Annotated in this window: 23 protein-coding genes; 12 read left to right on the plus strand and 11 right to left on the minus strand. The window is 69.4% G+C overall.

From position 1 onward, the window contains the following. Positions 1-712: 712 nt before the first annotated feature. Both QLQ12_RS14970 and mshA read right to left on the minus strand, forming a co-directional pair. Positions 713-1,195, minus strand: coding sequence for a type III secretion system chaperone family protein (locus QLQ12_RS14970; RefSeq protein ID WP_282760346.1), 483 nt, complete (start codon positions 1,193-1,195; stop codon positions 713-715). Then, the gene (gene mshA, locus QLQ12_RS14975) at positions 1,189-2,487 is read right to left on the minus strand and encodes a D-inositol-3-phosphate glycosyltransferase (RefSeq protein ID WP_282760348.1); all 1,299 of its coding nucleotides are present in this window, start codon (positions 2,485-2,487) and stop codon (positions 1,189-1,191) included. Before mshA ends, QLQ12_RS14970 begins: the two co-directional genes overlap by 7 nt. Before the next feature lie 150 nt (positions 2,488-2,637). Here mshA and QLQ12_RS14980 point away from each other — a divergent pair, with 150 nt between their 5' ends. Both QLQ12_RS14980 and QLQ12_RS14985 read left to right on the plus strand, forming a co-directional pair. Beyond that, positions 2,638-3,393 carry an SDR family oxidoreductase gene (locus QLQ12_RS14980; protein ID WP_282760349.1) on the plus strand — a complete coding sequence of 252 codons (756 nt, stop codon included), beginning with the start codon at positions 2,638-2,640 and terminating at the stop codon, positions 3,391-3,393. Between the two features lie 5 nt (positions 3,394-3,398). Beyond that, on the plus strand, positions 3,399-4,169 hold the full coding sequence (locus tag QLQ12_RS14985; RefSeq protein WP_282760350.1) for a class I SAM-dependent methyltransferase: 771 nt from the start codon (positions 3,399-3,401) through the stop codon (positions 4,167-4,169). On the opposite strand, the gene QLQ12_RS14990 is transcribed toward QLQ12_RS14985, so the two are convergent. Continuing rightward, positions 4,166-4,573, minus strand: coding sequence for a response regulator (locus QLQ12_RS14990; RefSeq protein ID WP_282760352.1), 408 nt, complete (start codon positions 4,571-4,573; stop codon positions 4,166-4,168). The genes QLQ12_RS14985 and QLQ12_RS14990 overlap by 4 nt on opposite strands. 154 nt (positions 4,574-4,727) lie before the next feature. Continuing rightward, positions 4,728-5,975, minus strand: a complete 1,248-nt coding sequence (locus QLQ12_RS14995; protein WP_282760354.1) for a S8 family peptidase — start codon at positions 5,973-5,975, stop codon at positions 4,728-4,730. A gap of 268 nt (positions 5,976-6,243) precedes the next feature. Between QLQ12_RS14995 and QLQ12_RS15000 the strand changes: the two genes are divergently transcribed. Both QLQ12_RS15000 and QLQ12_RS15005 read left to right on the plus strand, forming a co-directional pair. Next, on the plus strand, positions 6,244-6,456 hold the full coding sequence (locus QLQ12_RS15000) for a DUF7455 domain-containing protein (RefSeq protein ID WP_282760356.1): 213 nt from the start codon (positions 6,244-6,246) through the stop codon (positions 6,454-6,456). Positions 6,457-6,536: 80 nt separating this feature from the next. Beyond that, complete coding sequence (locus tag QLQ12_RS15005) at positions 6,537-8,324, plus strand: sensor histidine kinase (protein WP_282760357.1); 1,788 nt, start codon at positions 6,537-6,539, stop codon at positions 8,322-8,324. Positions 8,325-8,415: 91 nt separating this feature from the next. On the opposite strand, the gene QLQ12_RS15010 is transcribed toward QLQ12_RS15005, so the two are convergent. Together QLQ12_RS15010 and QLQ12_RS15015 are read right to left on the minus strand one after the other, a co-directional pair. Continuing rightward, positions 8,416-9,255 carry an SRPBCC family protein gene (locus QLQ12_RS15010; RefSeq protein ID WP_407651486.1) on the minus strand — a complete coding sequence of 280 codons (840 nt, stop codon included), beginning with the start codon at positions 9,253-9,255 and terminating at the stop codon, positions 8,416-8,418. A 79-nt stretch (positions 9,256-9,334) separates the two neighbouring features. Then, entirely contained in the window at positions 9,335-10,084 is a 750-nt protein-coding gene (locus tag QLQ12_RS15015) for a hydrolase (protein ID WP_282760362.1), read from the minus strand. Between the two features lie 219 nt (positions 10,085-10,303). On the opposite strand from QLQ12_RS15015, the gene QLQ12_RS15020 reads away from it, so the two are divergent. Further along, on the plus strand, positions 10,304-11,155 hold the full coding sequence (locus QLQ12_RS15020; protein WP_282760364.1) for a M23 family metallopeptidase: 852 nt from the start codon (positions 10,304-10,306) through the stop codon (positions 11,153-11,155). A gap of 43 nt (positions 11,156-11,198) precedes the next feature. On the opposite strand, the gene csrA is transcribed toward QLQ12_RS15020, so the two are convergent. From csrA to QLQ12_RS15045, 5 genes are all read right to left on the minus strand, one after another. Then, positions 11,199-11,444 carry a carbon storage regulator CsrA gene (gene csrA, locus QLQ12_RS15025; protein WP_282760366.1) on the minus strand — a complete coding sequence of 82 codons (246 nt, stop codon included), beginning with the start codon at positions 11,442-11,444 and terminating at the stop codon, positions 11,199-11,201. Positions 11,445-11,526: 82 nt separating this feature from the next. Then, positions 11,527-11,964 carry a flagellar assembly protein FliW gene (gene fliW, locus QLQ12_RS15030; RefSeq protein WP_282760367.1) on the minus strand — a complete coding sequence of 146 codons (438 nt, stop codon included), beginning with the start codon at positions 11,962-11,964 and terminating at the stop codon, positions 11,527-11,529. A 2-nt stretch (positions 11,965-11,966) separates the two neighbouring features. Beyond that, the gene (locus QLQ12_RS15035; protein WP_282760368.1) at positions 11,967-12,926 is read right to left on the minus strand and encodes a flagellin N-terminal helical domain-containing protein; all 960 of its coding nucleotides are present in this window, start codon (positions 12,924-12,926) and stop codon (positions 11,967-11,969) included. 13 nt (positions 12,927-12,939) lie between these two features. Continuing rightward, positions 12,940-14,406, minus strand: coding sequence for a flagellar hook-associated protein FlgK (gene flgK, locus QLQ12_RS15040; protein WP_282760369.1), 1,467 nt, complete (start codon positions 14,404-14,406; stop codon positions 12,940-12,942). Beyond that, positions 14,406-14,891, minus strand: coding sequence for a flagellar protein FlgN (locus tag QLQ12_RS15045; RefSeq protein ID WP_282760370.1), 486 nt, complete (start codon positions 14,889-14,891; stop codon positions 14,406-14,408). Before QLQ12_RS15045 ends, flgK begins: the two co-directional genes overlap by 1 nt. A 246-nt stretch (positions 14,892-15,137) precedes the next feature. Here QLQ12_RS15045 and QLQ12_RS15050 point away from each other — a divergent pair, with 246 nt between their 5' ends. From QLQ12_RS15050 to fliE, 7 genes are all read left to right on the plus strand, one after another. Continuing rightward, a complete protein-coding gene (locus QLQ12_RS15050; protein ID WP_282760372.1) occupies positions 15,138-16,361 on the plus strand; it encodes a flagellin N-terminal helical domain-containing protein in 1,224 nt (407 codons plus the stop codon). A 128-nt stretch (positions 16,362-16,489) separates the two neighbouring features. Beyond that, positions 16,490-17,893, plus strand: a complete 1,404-nt coding sequence (fliD, locus tag QLQ12_RS15055) for a flagellar filament capping protein FliD (RefSeq protein WP_282760374.1) — start codon at positions 16,490-16,492, stop codon at positions 17,891-17,893. Positions 17,894-17,940: 47 nt separating this feature from the next. Beyond that, positions 17,941-18,315 carry a flagellar export chaperone FliS gene (gene fliS, locus QLQ12_RS15060; RefSeq protein WP_282760376.1) on the plus strand — a complete coding sequence of 125 codons (375 nt, stop codon included), beginning with the start codon at positions 17,941-17,943 and terminating at the stop codon, positions 18,313-18,315. Then, a complete protein-coding gene (locus QLQ12_RS15065) occupies positions 18,312-18,647 on the plus strand; it encodes a hypothetical protein (RefSeq protein ID WP_282760377.1) in 336 nt (111 codons plus the stop codon). Before fliS ends, QLQ12_RS15065 begins: the two co-directional genes overlap by 4 nt. Before the next feature lie 179 nt (positions 18,648-18,826). Beyond that, on the plus strand, positions 18,827-19,174 hold the full coding sequence (flgB, locus tag QLQ12_RS15070) for a flagellar basal body rod protein FlgB (protein ID WP_282760379.1): 348 nt from the start codon (positions 18,827-18,829) through the stop codon (positions 19,172-19,174). Positions 19,175-19,176: 2 nt separating this feature from the next. Next, positions 19,177-19,569, plus strand: a complete 393-nt coding sequence (locus tag QLQ12_RS15075; protein ID WP_282760380.1) for a flagellar basal body rod protein FlgC — start codon at positions 19,177-19,179, stop codon at positions 19,567-19,569. A 5-nt stretch (positions 19,570-19,574) separates the two neighbouring features. Next, entirely contained in the window at positions 19,575-19,931 is a 357-nt protein-coding gene (gene fliE / locus QLQ12_RS15080) for a flagellar hook-basal body complex protein FliE (RefSeq protein WP_282760381.1), read from the plus strand.

Below are 19,931 nucleotides of genomic sequence, written 5' to 3' on the forward strand. Positions count from 1 at the left end.
TGGGCCGGAAGCCACAGCACATCGGACGTTGTGCTGATCGCGTCATGGATTACGCAAACGCGCCCATCGCCATTAACCGGCGGCCTCGCGACAGAAAGATCCGGGTTGTGTTCATCTGATGAACGCTTAGAAACAAGCCGGAAACAAAAGCGCCGGCGGCGGCGGGCGACACCCATCCCCATAGGCGCCGCCCGCACTTACCGCCGGTCTCGGGTCGCGCCGTCCCCCAACGGCTCATGCCACCCGTCCCCAAACGCCGGACCGCGGCGATCATTGCTGATCGACCCGTTCCCCGAACTGACGGCTCGGCGTCCATCGACCACGCTAGTTGGGGCGGTCAAGCCTCACAACCCGATTTCGTGTCGACATCTGTCTTAACCGTCACATTGCCCAACAACCAACCGATCGGCTGATCCACCAATCACTCGTCCGGGTTTCTCGGACAGGCGAGAAACATGCCGCGGCAAATGGCGTGGGCGGCTCGGCGACCGCCGCGTCGGCCGCCGTCGACCCTCAGGAAAACATCAGCACATCGACAGGAGACTGCCAGTACCCAGGGTCGGCGCGATCCACGCATCGACCATCGTTCGCCTTCCATCCCGGACGCGAATCGATCGCGATTGCGGGCACCCGCCACAATGGACGGATTGCCACGGATAGACGGCACTTGATGATCAAATTGCGGCGGCAAGCACTCCGGTCGCCGCGGGCGTCAGTCGGTGCGCTCGACCAGGTGCTGGAAGGCCCGCAGGTTCGCCGTCGATTCGCCGCGCTTGACACGCCAGTCCCACTCGCGGCGGATCGACGTCTCGAAACCGATCTCCAGCATGGTGTCGAACGACTCGTCGGCGTAGGTCAGCACCGATCCGAGAAGCCGGTCCAGTTCGTCCTCGTCGAGGCCGTTCAGCGCCACCCGGCCGGTGAGGTAGACGTCGCCGGCCGCGTCGATCGAGAAGGCGACGCCGTACATCCGGGCGTTGCGGCGCAGCAGCCAGGCCCAGAGCTCCTCGTGGCGCTCGTCGGGCCGGCGCATCACGAACGCCTCGATCCGCAGCGAGTGCCGGCCGACGATCAGGTTGCACGCGGTCTTCAGCTTGTGCGTGCCGGGCAGGCTGACCACATAGGAGCTCTCCCCGGTGGACTCCCACTCCAGCTCGCGCTCGGTCAGGACCCGCTCGATCAGTTCTGTCACCATGCGCACGACGCTCCCTCGACCCGCGCCGTGATCAGCGCTCGGTGTTCGCTCACCGCGTCACGGTAGACCCGCAACAGCGTCTCGGCGGTCCGATCCCAGGAGAAGTGCGACGCGTGGGCGACCGCGCCGGCCGCCAGCCGGCGCCGGTGACCGGGCGCGTCGAGCAGCCGGTCCAGCGCCTTCGCCCAGTCCCGCGGATCGTGCCCGTCGACGAGCACGCCGCTGACCCCGTCACGGACCGCGGTCACCAGGCCGCCCACCGCGGCCGCGACCACCGGCGTGCCGCAGGCCTGCGCCTCGAGCGCGACCAGACCGAACGACTCGTTGTAGGAGGGCACCGCGACCAGGTCCGCGGCCCGGTAGAGGGCGGCCAGGTCGTCACCGGTCTGCGGGGGCAGGAACACCACCGAGTCGCTGACCCCGAGCCGGGAGGCGAGCTCGATCAGCGAGGACGGCCGGTCCAGGCCGCTGCCGCTGGGGCCGCCGCAGATCACCAGGGTGGCCGTGGAGCCGGCGGCCCGCATCTCGGCGAGCGCGGCGATCAGCACATCGGGGGCCTTGAGCGGCTGGATCCGGCCGACGAACGCCACGATCCGGCCGTGCTCGGGCAGGCCGAACCTGGCCCGGTCCGCCGCACCGGGCCGGAAACGCCGCAGGTCCACACCGGGCTCCACCACGCTCACCAGGGCCGGGTCGGCGTCGTAGTGGGTGATCAGATCCTGCGCCTCGAAGCCGGTGTTCGCGACCAGCCGGTCGGAGGCGGCCACCACCTGCTCCTCGCCGATCACCCGGGCTTTCGGCTCGGGACGGTCGCCGGCCGCGATGAACCGGTTCTTGACCTTGGCCAGAGTGTGCGCGGTGTGCACGTGCGGCACGCCCCAGCGCTCCCGGGCCAGCCAGCCGACCTGGCCGGAGAGCCAGTAGTGGGAGTGGATCAGGTCGTAGTGGCCGGGCGGGTGCGCCGCCTCGGCCCGGAGCACCCCGTGGGTGAAAGCGCACAACTGGGAGGGCAGCTCCTCCTTGGAGAGGCCCTCGTACGGCCCGGCGGTGACGTGCCGCACGTGCACACCCGGAGCCATCTCGACGACCGGCGGCAGGTCCCTGGTCGTGGCGCGGGTGAAGATCTCCACCTCGACGTCCCGTTCGGCCAGCCGCTTGGCGATCTCGACGATGTAGACGTTCATGCCGCCGGCGTCCCCGGTGCCCGGTTGCTCCAGGGGCGAGGTGTGCACGGAGAGAGTGGCTATCCGGCGGGGAGTTGGCCATCTGCCGCCGGACCGTAGATCAGCCACGCTGACTCCCCTCCGTGTCGGACGTGAGAACTTGTTGCGCCAAGGTTCATCTTCCCCATCGGCGTGCCCGGAACCACCACGCAGCCGACCGGGGGTGATCCAGGTCATTGAATGAGCGGCGTCTCCGGGCTCATGGATGAGAATCAGGACATGCAGAACATCGCAGTGGTGACCGGCGCGTCGAGCGGAATCGGGGCGGCCACCGCCCGCCGGCTGGCGCGGGAGGACTTCCATGTCGTCGTCGCGGCCCGCCGGCTGGACCGGCTGGAGGCGCTGGTCAAGGAGATCGGCGCGAACGCCACGGCGGTCGAGTGCGACGTCACCTCGGACGACTCGGTCGCCGGCCTGGCCGAGGCGGTGACCGAGCTCGGCGGGCCGGTCACCCTACTGGTCAACAACGCGGGCGGCGCCCGCGGCCTGGACCAGGTCGCCGACGGGTCCGTCGGCGACTGGCAGTGGATGTACGACGTGAACGTGCTCGGCACGTTGCGGGTCACCAAGGCGCTGCTCCCGGTGCTGGAGGCGAGTGGCCGCGGCACGATCGTGACGGTCGGGTCCACCGCGGCCTTCACTCCCTACGAGGGCGGTGGCGGTTACGTCGCGGCCAAGCACGCCCAGACCGCCCTGGTCGGGACACTGCGGCTGGAGTTGTCCGGCAGGCCGGTGCGGGTGATCGAGATCGACCCGGGCATGGTGCGGACCGACGAGTTCGCGGTCAACAGGTTCGGTGGCGATCAGGCCAAGGCCGACTCGGTCTACGCCGGGGTGAAGGAGCCACTGGTCGCCGACGACATCGCGGACTGCATCGCGTGGACGGCCACCCGCCCGCAGCACGTCAACGTGGACCGGCTGGTGGTGCGCCCGATCGCCCAGGCCGCACAGCACAAGGTGCACCGGGAGCACTGAGACTCGTGATCAAACCGGTCGGCGCCATCACCCGGGGGACGACCAATCCCAACCGGCTGCGCCGCGTCGACAACTTCATCGCGTACCGCTGCGGTGCGCTCCTGAAGGAGGCGGCGCAGCCGCTGGTGATCGACCTGGGCTATGGCGCCACGCCGGTGACGGCGGTGGAACTGCGGGGCCGGCTGGCGGCCGCGGTCCGCCCGGACGTCGTGGTGGCCGGTCTGGAGATCGACCCGGTACGGGTGAGCGACGCGCAACCGTTCGCGGATCCGCCGTGGCTGTTATTCCGCCGCGGCGGATTCGAGCTGGCCGGGATGGCGCCGGTGGTGGTGCGCGCGTTCAACGTGCTGCGGCAGTACCCGGAGGAGGAGGTGGCGGCCGCCTGGCGGGCGATGACGGCGACCGGCGCGCTGCTGGTCGAGGGCACCTGCGACGAGTTGGGCCGGATCGCCACGTGGACCGTGGTCGAGGGCGGCGTGCCGTCGACGCTGACCCTGTCGGCCCGGCTGCCGGTGCTCTCGCATCCGGCGATCTTCGCCGAGCGTCTGCCGAAGGCGCTGATCCACCACAACGTGCCCGGTCATCCGGTACACGAACTGCTGCGGGCGCTGGGCCGGGCGTGGGACGCCGAGGCCACCCCGTTCGGGCCACGCCAGCGCTGGCTGGCCACGGCCCGCCGGATGCGTGCTGACGGCTGGCCGCTGCTGGACGGCCCGGCCCGGTGGCGGCTCGGAGAGTTGACCCTGCCCTGGCCGGCCCGGCTCTGGCCGGTCTAGCCCTCGCGCTTCTTCTTCTCGTCCAGCGCCGCCCGCAGGGCCTCCAGCAGAGCGTCGGCGGTGAACGGCTTCTTCACCAGCACGTCGTCCTCGGTGATCTCGCCCTTGCCGACCGCGATGTCCTTCGGCAGGCCCGACACGAACACCACGCCGATGCCGGGACGCAGGCCGCGGATGGTCTTCGCCAACTCGCCCCCGGAGGCGCCGGGCAGCGTCAGGTCGGTGATCAGAACGTCGATGGGGCCGGGCTGGTCCCGGCAGATCGCGACGGCTTCCTCCGGCTCCCCGGCGGAGAGCGTCGTGAACCCACGCCGTTCCAGCATCCGGCGCATGATGTCGCGCAGATCCTCTTCGTCGTCGACGACCAGGACTGTCGGCCTCTCGGCGTCCGGCGCCTCGGACATCTCGGTCCTCCTCGGGCTGGGGTCGTTTCTCACGCTATCCGTCCCCGGGGCCCCGCGTACGGCGGTTGGCTGATCGAAACACGACGCCGCGCGACGCTCCCCGAGGGGTGCGCCGCGCGGCGTCGTGGTTTCCTCCGGTCTGCGCCGGAAGCGGTCAGCGAGTGGTGTTCAGGTGACCGGTGAAGAGCAGGCGGTTCGCGGAACCCTTGCCCGGGTTGCGGACCAGGTTGACGCCGGCGTTGGCGACCAGGTCGTCACGGACCTGGCGGGCCGTCCAGTTCGGGTGCGCGCCGAGAACCAGGGCGGCCGCGCCGGCCACGTGCGGCGACGCCATCGAGGTGCCGCTCAGCTTCTTGGTGACGGTGTCCGAGCCCGAACCGGCCGCCTGGATGTCCACGCCGGGGGCGAAGATGTCGAGGCAGGTGCCGTAGTTGGAGAACGAGGCACGCGCGTCGGCGGAGTCCACCGCACCGACCGTGATCGCGTCGGGGGCGGCGGCCGGCGAGCCCTTGCAGGCGTTCTTGCTCTCGTTGCCGGCGGCGATCGCGTAGGTGACGCCCTTGTCGATGGAGCGCTTGACCGCCGCGTCCAGCGCCTTGCTGCGCGGGCCGCCCAGGCTCATGTTGGCCACGGCGGGGAGCTTCGCGTTCGCGGTCACCCAGTCGACGGCGGCGATGAAGTCGGAGAACGAGCCGGAGCCGTCGCAGCCGAGCACCCGCAGGGCGACCAGCTTGACGTCCTTGGCGACGCCGTAGGTGGCGCCGCCGACCGTGCCGGCGACGTGGGTGCCGTGGCCGTGGCAGTCGTTGGCGACCGCGTCGCCGTCGACGAAGTCCCAGCCGTTGGTGGCGCGGCCACCGAACTCCTTGTGGCTGGTCCGGATGCCGGTGTCGATCACGTACGCGGTGACGTCGGCGGCGGACTTGTAGGTGTAGGACTTCGACAGCGGCAGCGACCGCTGGTCGATCCGGTCCAGGCCCCAGGCCAGCTTCTTGGCCGGGGCCGCCGGGGCGGACGCGGTGGCCGTGGTGGCGATCTGGGCGTCCTGCTCGACGAACGCGACGGCGGGGTCGGCGGCCAGGCGGCCGGCCTCGGCGGCGGTGGCCTCCAGGTGGAAGCCGCGCACGCTGGCGAGGTAGTTGCCGGCGACCTTGCCGCCGTACTTGCGGACCAGCTCCTGCGAGGCGGAGGTGACCTGGCCGGCGGCCTGCGAGCCGGGCTGGAGGACGACGATGTAGCTGCCCGGGATGGCGCCTTCCACGCCGGTCCCGGAGACGGTTCCCATCACGGGCGTGGCCGGAGCGGCGACGGCCGGCCCGGTCAGACCCCAGAGGGTGGCGGTGGCGGCGCTCGCAGCAACGGTCAGTCGGATGGCCAGGCGGCGGGCGTCGTTACCGAACATATGGTGTAAGTCCTCTCGGTTATGCGCTCAGGTCGGCTTCACATTCCGGCCCGTGGGTATGCCGGAAGCAGCTGAGACAAATGTTGGAGAGGAGCGGTAGCGCCCCGGGGTTCCTCCGGGTTGCGTCCGGGGTGCGGGATTTCCGGCCGTTTCGATCGGACGCGTCACACCGCGAACCTCTAAGCCGACCGTGCCGCGGGCCGAATTTCTCGCTGTCAGGCCCGCTGCACCACCACCGAGCACCGCCCACCGAAGCTAGGAGAGCGATATGACCACTCTGCTGTCGCCCGCGATCGACACTGTCGGCGAGATGACCGAGCGGTGCGACCGCTGCGGTGCCGCCGCCAAGCTGGAGGTCGTTCTGACCAGCGGTGGGGATCTGGCCTTCTGCGGGCACCACGCCAACCGGCACCACGCCGACATCACCAAGGTGGCCAGCATGATCCGTATCGAGGACGGCTTCGAATGGGCGGGTAAGTAACACTCCGCTCACCCGGGTAGCCCGCGTTATGCTCTTTCCCTCACGTCTTGGGGGTATTTGTGCATATCGCGGCGCATGACGTGGGCAGGTTGTCCCGGCTCGCCGCCGGGTGCGCCGGAGTCATGGTGGCCGTTTTCGGCATCCTGCACACGTTCGACGCCGGATCGGCGCCGGAGGACCCCCGCGGTACTCCGGCGATGGCACTGATCCCGGCCGGGCTCGCCCTGCTGCTCCAGGTGGTGCCGGTCTCCGGCGTGCCAGCCGGCCGGCTCCGGGCGGGGACGGCCGCGTTTCTCGCGCTGTCCGCCACCGGAGCGGCGGCCACGGCCCTGGGCGGCGCACCGGCCACGGCGGTCGCCACCGCCCTCGCCGGCCTGGCCCTCGCCTGCCTGGATCTCCGCGTCCCCCGCCGCAGTGGCGGCATCGCGTTCCGGGTGGCCGACCCGCTCCTGCTCGGCGCCGCGATCATCGCACTGGTCGCCCTGGTGCCCCAGCTCTTCGAACCGGCCTTCCCGCCCGGCCGCGGGCCTGACAGCGTCATGCCCCCGCACCTGGCCGGCGCGCTGCTCTGCCTCGCCACGGGCACGATCCTGGCCCGGCCGGAGACGGGGCCGCTGCACACCCTCGACGATTCGGGGCCGCGCGCTGCCGTACGCCGGCTCGCCCCCGCCCTGATCGCCGCCCCCATCGTCGCCGCGCTGGTCAGCGCGTTCGCCGCGCGGACCGGCGTGAGCCGTCCGGTGGCCGCGGTGAGCACCGGCGTGATCCTCGCCGCGCTCGCGCTGCTCGCCCTGCTCGCCTACCTGGTCCGCACCCTCGACGACGCCGACCAGCGGCAACGGCACCTGGTGGCGGAGCTGCGGGAACGCCAAGACTTCGCGCAGACGCTGCTCCAGTCGATGAACGAGGCCGTCATGGTCCTCGACGCCAACTACCGGGTGATCGACGTCAACCGCCGCTGGCGGGAGCTCACCGGCCACGACGGCCTTCCCGCCGAGTCGCCGCCGCTGCCGCCTCCCGGGACCGGCGGCGACTGGCTTCTCCCCCGGGCCGACGGCACCGACGTCCCGGTGCTGGCCACCATGGCGGCCATTCCGGACGCGACTGGCACGACTCGCGGGTACGTGGCCACCTACATCGACATCGCCGAGCGCAAACAGGCCGAGGTGGCGCTCACCGAACACGCCGCCGACCTGGAGCGGGGCAACGCCGACCTGGCCGCGGCCCTGGCCTTCAAGAACGACCTGACCTCGATGCTGACCCACGACGTGGCGCAGCCGATCAGCTCGATCGCCAGCCTCGCCGAACTGCTCTGCGCCGACTGGGCGGACCTGCCGGACGACATCCGGCTGGAGCTCGCGACCAAGATCGACAAGAACACCCGGCGGCTCATCAAGATGATGAACGACCTGCAGCTCCTCTTCCGGCTGGACACCGGAACGGTCACCGCCCGGCGGGTGCCGGTGCCGCTCCTGGAGGTGGTCGAGGCGGCCTGCGGCACGGCCGTCGACACCGCGGACGTGAAGATCGTGATCGACGAGGAGCTGGCCGCTCTCGCCGACCGCGGGCATCTCACCGTCGTGGTGGAGAACCTGCTGAAGAACGCGATGACGCACGGGGCGCCGCCGATCCACATCCAGGCCGGCCGGGAAGCGGGTGGCACGGTGCGCCTGACGGTGCAGGACAGCGGCGCCGGGATCCCGGAGGACGTGCTGCCCAGCCTGTTCGGGCGGTTCATCCGGGGAGCGGGGCTCGGGCTCTTCATCGTCCGGCACCTGATCGAGGCCAACGGCGGGTCGGTGAGTTACGAACACGCCGAACCCCGCGGCGCCCGCCTGCTGGTCACCTTGGAGGCCGCACCCAACTAGCGCATGTCCCCAGCGGGGAGCCCCGCCGCCCCAGCACACCGAGAAGCCCGGAACGCTGAGCGTTCCGGGCTTCTGTCTGGTCCGCGCCGTCTCAGCCGCGCTCTTCCTCGTTGATCATGCCGTGGCCCCACATGTCGCCGCCGGACGTGTGGCCGCCCATCCGGGCGGTGCCGGCGCCGCCCCCGCTCGGCGATCCGGGACGGGCGGCCCGCCGGCCTGCCGCGTCGTCGCGAGGGCTCCGGACGCCGGACGGGCTCGGGAGGTCGGCCGAGGTGGGCACGTGGTGCAGCGGATTGTCGGTGAGACCGGTGCCGGTCGGATCGGCGTTGCCGAGGTCCGCGGCTCCGGTGTCCCATCCGGCCCCCGGGTGCGGCGCTCCGGACGCGGTGTTCCGATTCCGGATCCGCGCGGCGACCGAGGCCGGCGACACGGGGTCGATGTTGATCCCGGGCAGCAGCGTGTGTGAACGGCCGGCCAGCGGCTTGGTGCTGACACCGCCGTGCGGGATCGGCCGGCCGCCGAGCACCCCGCTCTCCACCAGGCCCTTGAACGTGGTCAGGTCGGCTTTGAGACGGCGGTTCAGCGACTCCTGCCCGTGCCGGTCACTGGGCATGAGGAACGCGATGTCGGCCTCCAGCTGGGCGACGATCTGGGTCTTCGTCTCACCCATGGGGCGCAGCGTGATGGTCTCGGCGAGCAGCGGGCCCTCCATGGTGGACCAGGAGACGCGCTCGTCCGGCGACCGCTCGATGATCTGAGCGTCGAACTCGCGGCGCTTCCCGTCCACATCCATGATCCAGTGGGTCTGGTCGGCGCCGACCGCCGTCACCTGCCGCACACCGGTCATGAAGCGGGGGTAGTTCTCGAACGCCGCGAGCTGCTCGTACACAGTGTGCACCGGCGCACTCACTTCGATAGCCTGCTGAACCATACTCATCGCAACTCTCCCATGCTGAAGTGCTGGCATCACAGAGAGTACGGAGACGACTGCGACTCGTGTTCGGTTTCGCTCAGACACGACGCAGGTATTGCCAACGGCCTACCTCTGCGGCATAGCGGGCGTCGCTCGCCGGCACCACGGTCACGGCGGCATCCAGAAGCATCTCCACCACGCGCGGTGACGGGCTGCGCCAGGCCTCGCTGACCTCCACCACGGTTCCGGTGGCCCGGCAGGCGGCGGCCAGGTCGGCGATCAGCGCGGGCGTCACCGCGGAGTCGTCGAGGCCCGCCTGGCCGAGCAGCGCCAACGGGCGGGCGAGCTGCGACGGCACGTACCGCGAGGCGCGCTCCACACCTTTCACGGTGGCCGCCACCAGCAGCTCCGCCACCTGAGAGGCGTCCATCAGACCAGCGTCGAGCCGGGCGCGGACCTCGCGCGGAGTCAGCAACTCCCCACCGGCCGGCAGGCAGGAGACCGCCACCGAGAGGGCGTCCAGCGGAGCGAGGTCGGCGGGCAGGGCCAGCCATCCGTCCGAGCGGACGACCTCCACCTCTGCGGCGACCCGCAGATTCATCTCGGTACGGTGCCGGGCCCGCCGCACCGCGTCGGAGTAGGCGGTGAGCCAGGTGGTGTCCGGCCCCGCCTGGTCGGCGAAGGTGAGTGCGGTCAGACCGGCCCGGTCGGCGGCCGAGACCACCACGCCGACGGCGTCCCGTCCGGCCGCGAACCCGGTGTGCACATGCGCGTCCACGGACAGATCCAGTGCGCAGGCAGTGCCGACCGCACCGCCACCGATGACTGACTCGCGCTCTGCTCCCATGCCGACTCCCCGCTGAATGGGACGGGTTTCTCCCGCCGAGGATGAGACTGCGGGTCCGACGTTGTCTCCCGGGTCAGCCGCCGGTGCAGGTCAGGAGCGCCCCAGCGACGATCATCGCGGCAACCGGCCCGCAATCGTCGCGCACCCTGGACCGCATCCCGCGGCGGCCAACCTTTCCCTTGACCGCGAGCGCCCGCCCGCGCGCCGAAGGGGGAGAGCATGAAGGTGCCTGCGGCTCTGGTGACCGGACTGGTGGGCGCGCTGCTGCCGATGGCCGTGCCGGCCGCCGCCGGCCCGATCGCCACCCCGACCGCGACCGCGGTCACCGGGACGGCCCGGACCGGCGGCACGGCGCTCACCATGCGGCGCATGCCGTCCCCGGTCGCGGAGAAGACCGGCACGATCGCCAACGGCGGCCGGGTCGCGATCGTCTGCCAGGTCACCGCGCAACGGATCACCGGCACGGTACGGACCACGAACCTCTGGGATCGGCTGGCCAACGGTCACTACGTCTCGGACGCGTACGTGCGGCGCCCGGCCACTCCCATCCCCGCATGCCCGGCAGCCGTCCCGCCGGCGCCGCCGGCCCCCGCTCCCTCGATTCCCGCTCCCACCCCCGGTGAGAGTTGGGGACTGCCGGTGACCGCCGGCCTGGTCAGTGGTTTCCGCACCGTCGCACGGCCGGCGCACGACGGCGTCGACCTCTCCGCCCGGCGCGAGACCCCGATCCTGGCCGCGGCGGCCGGCACGGTGATCCGGGTGGTCTGCAACGTCTCGGCCGGCACCTGTGACGTCGACGGCAAGCCGGCTCTCCGGGGCTGCGGCTGGTACGTGGAGGTGCAGCACGCCGGCAAGGTCGTCACCCGTTACTGCCACATGGTCCGGCGCCCGGTCGTCGCGGTCGGCCAGGCCGTCACGAAGGGCCAGTTGCTCGGCCACGTCGGCACCTCGGGTTCGTCCTCCGGACCGCACCTGCACTTCGAGGTGCACGTCGAGGCGGCGCCCGCGATCCATGACAACGCGGTGGACCCGATCGCGTTCCTCCGGAGCCGCGGGGTGTCCATGGGATGACGGAACGCCCGCCACCTCACGGCGACGGGCGCTTGCAGTGTCCTCACTCGGCCGCGGGATCCGGGCTTCCGAGCATCTTGGCGAGTGCGTGCACGGCGCCATCGGTGGGCGAGGCCGCCGCCCGGTTGGCGTCCTGGAGTTCGCGGTAGACCTCTTCGCGGTGCACCTGCACGTCTCGGGGGGCCTGGATGCCCAGCCGGATGACGTCGCCGCGGGCCTCGAGCACCGTGATGACGACGTCGTCGCCGATCATCACGCTCTCACCGGCCCGCCGGGTCAGCACAAGCATCGGTGCCCTCCTCCATCCATGGAACGCCACAGCATGGCAAAGGCGCGGCCGCGAGGAACGCGACCGCGCCCGCGGTGGAGGGTCAGAAGGCCCGGTTCATGATGGCCCGGACCGGATAGTTCGATCCGCCGAGAACCACCTGCATGGCCCGCATGCTGTCGCGGTCCACCACGATCGGGGCGAGCAGGTTCGCGGTGGTCTCGTTCTCGCTCGCGGTGATGACCGTGAGCAGCAGCAGCCGGTCCGGGTCCTTGGTGTTCAGCGCGGCGAACACCCCGTTGTCGATCTCCGGGGCGTAGTCCGGGAAGAACGGCTCCGGCGGGGCCACCAGGAAACGGAGCTCCGGGTTCTCGACGGACGTGAACGCGTACAGCAGTCCATCTTCGTTGAGACGCACCAGAACGAACTCCCGATAGGACGGGAAACCCGGCATAGGCACCGCCATCGTGATGGTCGGCAGCCCCAGCGACGGGTCGGTCGTGGTGGCCTCAATCGGACGGGACGCGGTGCGAGTAGTCATGGTCACCTCAGGAAATCGATGAGCGAGGGCTGGATCACCTTGGCCGTGGCGGCCAGGGCGGCCTGATACGAGGTCTGCTGGAGCTGCAATTCCATGATCGCCTTGGGCAGGTCGACATCCTCGATATCGGACAACTGCGACGAAACGGACATCAAGCGATCCTCAGCGGACTGCTTCATCTGTTCAATCCGATTGTATCGGGCACCTACATCCGAAAGGGTTGAGTTCACGATTTCGGACGCTTTATCAAGTTTCCCCAGACCAGCGGTGATACCGGCGGAATCGCCTGTCCGCATAGCCGTGGAAAGGTCGTCGAGAACCCGAAAGAGCTGGTCCGGATTGGGAACGCGGTCACCATTGGCGTCCACGGCCGGCGTGACGCCGTCCGGCTGCATCACCCAGTCCATGCCGAACACCTCGGGGCCGCGCACGTCGACACGGACCTTGGCGTTCGGACCGATCGAGCGCAGCGCCTCGCCGGCTCCCTCGCCGGAGTAGGTGCCGCCCTGCGCATAGGCGGTGCTGTCCGGAGTGGAGCCGCCGAAGACCGGGCGATCCAGGTACTTGGTGTTCGCGTACTGGATGAGCGTGCCTTTGATCTGCTCGATCTCCTCGGCCCGGGCCTTGTTCGCCTGCGGCGTACTGCCGCCGCCCATGCTGGACGCCTCGAGGGTGAGCGTCCGCACCTTCTGGAGCAGCCCGGACGCGCTCTGCAAGGTGTCCTGCACCGTGCCGAGCCGGCCCATCGCGTCGTCCGCGTTGGCCGAGTACTTCTTGTTGGCGCGCACCTCGCCGCGAAGCTGGAGCGCGGTGACCGTGCCGGTCGGCGAGTCCGACGGACGGCGCAGTTGCTTGCCGCTGGAGATCTGGTCCTGGGCGTTCTGGGTCCGGCTCAGATTGCGTTGCAGGCTGGCCATCGTCCGGGTGCGGACGCTGCTCTCGGTGATCCGCGGGCTGCTCATGGACGGTGCCCCCTTACCTACCGACCAGGCCGGTGCGGTTGATCAGCTGGTCGAGCATCGAGTCGATCGTGGTCAGGACGCGCGACGCGGCCTCGTACCCGCGCTGGTAGGTCAGCAGGTTCGTCATCTCCTCGTCGAGGTTGACCCCCGACTCCGAGTCCCGCGCGGCGTCCACCTGGTCGGTCACGGCGTTCTGGATGTCCCGCCGGCGGATCGAGGACTGCGCGGACACGCCGAGGTCGCCGATCAGTGCCTGGTAGGCGGCGTCGGCGCCGCTGCGGGAGTCGGCCAGGTCGGAGAGCGCGTCGGCGGTCACTCCGTCCAGCACCCTGTCCTCCGGCGTGGCCGCCCTGGGGTTGCCCGAGGACACACCCAGCTTGTCGACGTCCGCCAGCAGGGCCGGGTTGACGGTGATGTTCGCCGCGGTGACCACCGGATTGCCGTCGGCGTCCACACGGCCGTTGCGGGCTTCGAAGAAGTTCTGGTTCGTGCTGCCGTCCATGCCGAACGCGGCCCGGTGCCGGGAGTTGACGTCGGCCGCGAGCGTGGTGGCGACCGTGTCCAGCCGATTCGCCATCGTCGCCAGGATCCCGTCCTTGGACAGCGTCTCCACCTGGGCGCCCATGGTGCCGCCCGCGACGACCGTGCCGCCGGTGTCCTTCCACTGCAGCTCGACGTCGAGGCCCTTGCCCAGGTCTTCGAGCCGGAGCGCACCGGGATCCTTGAGCGCGATCTCGCGCACGTTGAAGTCACTGACCAGCTGGGCGCTGCCGACGTAGACGCTGGTCGCACCGTTGGGCAGGTCCGTGGCCGTGGCGCCGACCATCTCCGACAGCTTGAGGATCTGCTGGCCGCGCTGGTCCATCAGTTCGTTCGCCTGCAGGCCGGCCTGGGTGGCGACCACGATCTCCTGGTTCAGCTTGGCGATCGAGGCGGCCGTCTTGTTCACCTCGCCGACGTAGGTGTCCAGTCCGCTCTGGGTCGCCATGTACTGACGGTTCATCGCCGCGGACGCGTCGTTGAGCGAGGCCGCGACGGTGGTCGCCTGCTCCAGCAGCGCCGACTTCGGCGCCTTCTGGGACGGGTTGGCGGCCACCACGTTCCAGCCGTCCCACATGTCCTGCAGGCGTGCCTGAAGGGCGGTGTCGCTCGGTTCCCCGAAGGCGTCCTCGATCAGGTTGTACGCCCCGGCCCGCTCGTTGTGGAAGGCCGAGTTCGCGTGCTCGGTGTAGCTGCGATGGTCGAGCGCCGTGTTGCGGAGTCGCTCCACAGAGGAGACGGTGACCCCGTCGCCCACCGCGCTCGTGGTGGCGTAGACGCCGGGCACCAGATTGGCGTTCTGTGACTGCATCACCACCCGTTGCCGGGTGTAGCCCTCGGTGCTCGCGTTAGCGATGTTCTGTCCGGTCACGTCCAGACCACGGCGCTGCGCGTAGAGCGAAGTGAGCGCCGTGTTGAGTCCGCCGAATGTGCTGCCCATCAGATCGCCTCATCAACCAGGGTGGGGCGCCGCACGGCGCCGCTTACGGTCTGGCCCTGCGGTCCGTACGTTTCCACAGTCTCGGCGAACGCGAGCATCGTTTCGCGAGCCGCGCGCTGACCGGCGGTGAGCAGCTCCCGGTTGACGTCGGCCAGGGCCCGGATCTCCGACGTCAGCATCAGGAATGCCTTGCGGTGCTGGTGCAACAGGTCCGACCAGGGGGCCGGGGCCGCGTCGGCGAGCTCACCGAGCGAGGCGTCCGGCGACAATCCGAGCTCGACCGCGACCTCCTGGGAGTACGCCGCACGGATCACCTCGGTCTGCCGGATCTGGTCCAGGACCACCTCCACCTCGCGGGTGGCGTGACTGAGCCATCGGGACCGGTTGGACGCGAGGAGCAACTGCTCCTCCTCAAGCTTGAACAGCAGCATCTCCAGCAGCTCGCGTGAGCGCCAAAGGACACTGGCCAGGTCGGTCAGGCTCACCCGGTCCTCCGTCGTATAGCCGGTCGGGCTCACCCACTCGGCGGACCCGCTCATTCGGACAGGTCGGCACATCCGCCGTGCCACTGAGCGGTTTCCCCCGGATCAGCACTTCTCCGGTTCGCCCGAAAAGCCCGAAGAAATCTCAGAGAATCCTCAGTGCCTCTCGGCGACCGGCCGAACAGAAGGGCGCAACACCACGGCTCACGGACGGGCCGGTTCCAGACCCCAGTCAAGGAGGAACACCCCATGGGTCTCCGCATCAACCAGAACATCGCCGCGCAGAACGCCTACCGGAACCTGTCGGTCACCGACAACCAGATGTCGAAGTCGCTGGAGAAGCTGTCCAGTGGCTTCCGGATCAACCGGGCCTCGGACGACGCTGCCGGCCTCTCCATCTCCGAGGGCCTGCGGTCGCAGACCGGTGGCCTCAAGGTCGCGGTGCGCAACGCCCAGGACGCGATCAGCGTCGTGCAGACCGCTGAAGGTGCGCTGAACGAGACCACCAGCATGCTGCAGCGCATGCGCGACCTCTCCGTCCAGGCCAACAACGCTTCTCTCGACGACAGCGCCAAGAAGGCCGCGGCTGAGGAGTTCACGCAGCTCGCCGGCGAGATCGACCGGATGGCCGAGACCACCTCGTTCGGCAAGTCGAAGCTGCTCGACGGCTCCTTCGGCATGACGAACACGAAGAGCGGGACCGTCGCGGGCACCCCCGCTACTGCGAGCGCTCCGGCCACGCCCGGTGCGCTGGCCGACACGCTCTCCGGCATGACGATCGGCGGGCTTCCCAAGCAGGCCTCCGGTGCGACGATCACCATTCCCGACGTCACCGGGCTGGCGACGCTCACCCCGCAGGCGGCCGCCGCGAAGATCAACGATGCCATCTCCACGGCCCTGAAGGACGGGGGCTTCGGCGACGTCTCGATGGAGGTCACGGCGAGCGTCGACAAGACGACCGGCGAGACGACTTACACGGCCTCCGGCACTAGCGGTTTCGAGCTCACCGCCAGCGGCCTCGGCATCTCCGGCGCGTCGGAGGCGAAGACCGGAGCGACGCCGGGCTCCTTCCAGATCGGCGCCAACTCCGGCGAGACCCTGAACGTCGGCATCGGCGCCATCAACTCCAAGACGCTGGGTCTCGCCAACCTGGACCTCACGAAGACCGCCGCGCAGAACGGCGGGACGAAGACCGGCGCCGCCGAGGCGATCGAAGCGCTGGACGTCGCCATCCAGTCGGTCTCCGACACCCGCGCCAAGCTCGGTGCCCACCAGAACCGCTTCGAGCACACCATCAACAACCTGAACACCGCGGTCGAGAACCTGTCCGCCTCCGAGTCCCGGATCCGCGACACCGACATGGCTCAGGAGATGGTGGGCTTCACCCGCAACCAGATCCTCACCCAGGCCGGAACCTCCATGCTGTCGCAGGCCAACCAGGGTTCGCAGGGCGTGCTGTCCCTGCTGCGCTGAGCAACCGGATAGCTACCGCCGACAACTGAAACCGCAACACGAACGACCGAAGAGGGTGGGGGTAGCCGGCACGCCCAGCCGGCTGCCCCCGCTCCGTTCTCGAACTCGGTACCGGAAAGTAGGCTCCCGTGAGCAGTTCCGTCGACGGCCTCGTCAGTGGTCTCAGCACGTCCTCGATGATCAGCCAGATGATGAAGGTCGAGGCCGCCCCGCAGACCAAGCTCAAGGCCAAGGTCGAGACCGCGGAGACCGCGGTGACCTCATACCAGTCCGTCAACACCAAGCTCAAGGCTCTCAAGTCGGCCGCCGACGCGGTGAGCTCGATGGGCTCGTGGCGGGCGCTGAAGACGAACTCCAGCTCCGAGAGCGTCACCGCCACGGCCGTGGGCGGCCTCACCGGCATGACCGGCAGCGTCAAGTTCGACGTCACCTCGGTGGCGCGGGCCCAGACCTCGCTCCTCAAGATGTCCGACACCACGGCGGAGCAGGTCTTTCCCGCGTCCATCACGATCCAGCCGGGCACCTGGAGCCCGGACATCGACGCGGACGGAGTCGACGAGTTCACGCCGGTGGGCGACCCGGTGAACGTCACCATCCCGGACCCGCGGAAAGCGGACAACCTCACCAACGCGGTCAACTCGGCCGGTGCGGGCATTCGCGCCTACACGGTCACCACCTCGGGCACCGAGGGCGTGGTGCAGTTCACCTCCATGAAGAGCGGCGCCGCGAACGGATTCCAGATCTCCGGACTGGAGACCGCCGGCACCGGCGGCACCGGGCCGGAGACCACGTCCGGCAAGGACGCGGTGCTGACCATGAACAAGAACACCCCGACCGAGTACACGGTCGTCAGCAGCACCAACACCTTCAGCGGGGTGATGCCGGGCGTCACGCTCTCCGTCTCGAAGGAGGAGTCCAACGTCACGGTCGACGCCACCGCCGACACCGGCGCCGTCGCCGACAAGTTCAAGGCGCTGGTCGATGCCGCCAACGCGGCACTGACCGAAATCAAGACGCAGACCACGTACGACCCGGAGACCAGGAAGGGCTCGCCCCTCACGGGTGACTTCACCATCCGCCAGATGAACCAGGCCGTACTGAGCATGGTCAGCGGCGGGCTGTCGTACGACAAGGTCGTGGGCAAGGACGCCGACGAGAACGACATCAAGGAGACCGTCGGCTTCGGTTCTCTCGGCCAGCTCGGCATCTCTCTGAGCCGGGACGGCCTGATGGAGTTCGACGCGTCGAAGTTCACCAAGGCGTACACCGAGGACCCGGCCAAGATCCAGGAAGCCGGCATGGCGTTCGGGTCCCAGGTCCGGGCGCTCGCCGACAAGCAGTCGAAGACCGTCACCGGTGTGATCACCGGCCGGAAGAGCGAGATCGACACGCTTACCACTCAGATCGAGAACTGGGATGTCCGGCTGTCCAGCCGGAGGCAGGCGCTGCAGCGGCAGTACGCGGGCCTGGAGACAGCTCTCGGCAAGCTGAACAACCAGTCGAGCTGGCTCTCCGGGGCCATGGGCGGCTGACGATCTCCATCAGCCTCCAGCCGCCGGCATCTGATCAAAGGAAACTCATGAGCGCAGCCAACCTCCGCGACCGTTACCTGCAGGATTCGATCAACACAGCCTCGCCCGCCAAGCTGCTGATCATGCTCTATGACAGGTTGATCCTCGACCTCATGCACGGCGAGGAGGCGATTCGTCACGGCGACCGGGACCAGGCCAATGACAAGATCAATCACGCTCAGGAAATCGTTCTCGAGCTGCGCGTCACCCTGAACCTGGAGGCTTGGGACGGCGCTCCTGGCCTGGCCGCCCTGTACGGCTTCGTCCTGACCGAGCTGATCGGCGCGAACATCAGGCAGGACGCCGACCGGGTGGCCGGATGCCGGGCTCTGCTGGAGCCGCTGCGCGACGCGTGGCGCGAGGCTGCGACGGCCTCGACATGACGACCGCCGTGGAGACCCGTGACTGGGGTGTGGAGTGGGCGGCGGCTCTGGACGAGCTGGAGCTGGACGTCGTCGAGGTCGAGGCGATGCTGGCCGACGAGCGCCGCCTCGCCGAGACGCCGCCGTCGAACCTGTGGCGACCGCCGACCGAGCTGGGCGCTCTGCCGCTCGAACTCCGGCCGCGCGCCGACGAGATTCTGACCCGCCAGCTCGCCGCGGCCGAGGAGATCGCCCGGCGGCTCACCGCGAACCGCCAGCAGATGGCGATGACGTCGCGCATCGAGACGGGAGAAGCGGTCAAACGTCCGGTATATCTCGATTGCGCCATGTAAGACGCTTTTCCAAGTAGGTCCCGGCCCCGGAGGGTCCGGGACCTTTTCGCGTGCAACCTTCCAGCAACCGGTTGGGACTCAGCGGATCGCCTGGCACGCCGAAATGCAGGGTACGAGCACGGAATGCTCACCAAGAAGCCACGGATCGGCGACCTGACGGATCGACTAGGGAGCTCACCTTGTTCGACGACCGCGCTTCCGCCTCTCTTCGCGTCGCCGTTTCCGGACTGGCGGCACGGCAGCAGGCCATCGCCAATAACATCGCCAACATCGAGACCCCCGGTTACCGGGCACGTAAGGTCAAATTCGAGGAGGCGCTGCAGAGCGCCGTCGCCCACGGCGCTTCTCCCGCCAGGGTCACCCCGAGTGTGCTGACGTCACTGGAGCCGACACGGCTCAACGGCAACAACGTCAACCTCGATCAGGAAACGCTCTCGCACATCGACACCTCGATGCGCTATTCGCTCGCCATCCGTGCGCTGGACGGCAAGTACAGCTCTCTGCGCGAAGCCATCAAGGGGGCCTGACGATGAGTACCTTCAACGCCATCGGGATCGCGGGTAGCGGCGTCACCGTCTACCGCAAGTGGCTGGACGCGGTCGCCGACAACCTCGCCAACATCAACACCACCACCCGGACCTCCGAGAACGCCTTCCAGGCCCGGTACGTCGAGGCCCGCGCCGCACAGGACGGAAACGGCGCCGAGGTCGGCGGCATCCAGTACGGCAGCGCCGAGGGTGTCCTGGCCTACGAGCCGGACAACCCGCTCGCCGACGCCGAGGGCTACGTCCGCCGGCCGGACATCGACATGGGCAACCAGATGGCCCAGCTCATGATGGCCCAGCGTTCCTACCAGGCAAATCTCTCGGTCGTCGACCGTGCTCGTGAGTCGTACACCGCCGCGATCAACCTCGGGAAGTGATCACCATGACCTCACCGATCAGCCCCCTCGGCGGCTTCTCCGCCGTCGAGGGCATCAGCGGCCGCGGCGGCGGCCTGGGCGGCGTCAGCGGTCTGGGTGGCCTCACCGGCTCGGACGAGAGTGCCCCGGCGCAGGGACCGAACACCGACTTCGCCGGGATGCTCGCCAAGGGCATCGAGAACGTGCACGCGTCCCAGGCCAAGGCCAGCGACCTGGCCGTCCAGGTGGCCGACGGCCGGCTGGTCGACCCGGCGCAGTACACGATCGCCGCCACCGAGGCATCCCTCGGACTCCAGCTCACCATGGCCGTCCGTAACAAGGCCGTGGAGGCGTTCCAGGAGATCATGAGGATGCAGGCCTGA

The sequence above is a fragment of the Actinoplanes sandaracinus genome (assembly GCF_030009775.1).
Lineage (GTDB): Bacteria > Actinomycetota > Actinomycetes > Mycobacteriales > Micromonosporaceae > Actinoplanes > Actinoplanes sandaracinus.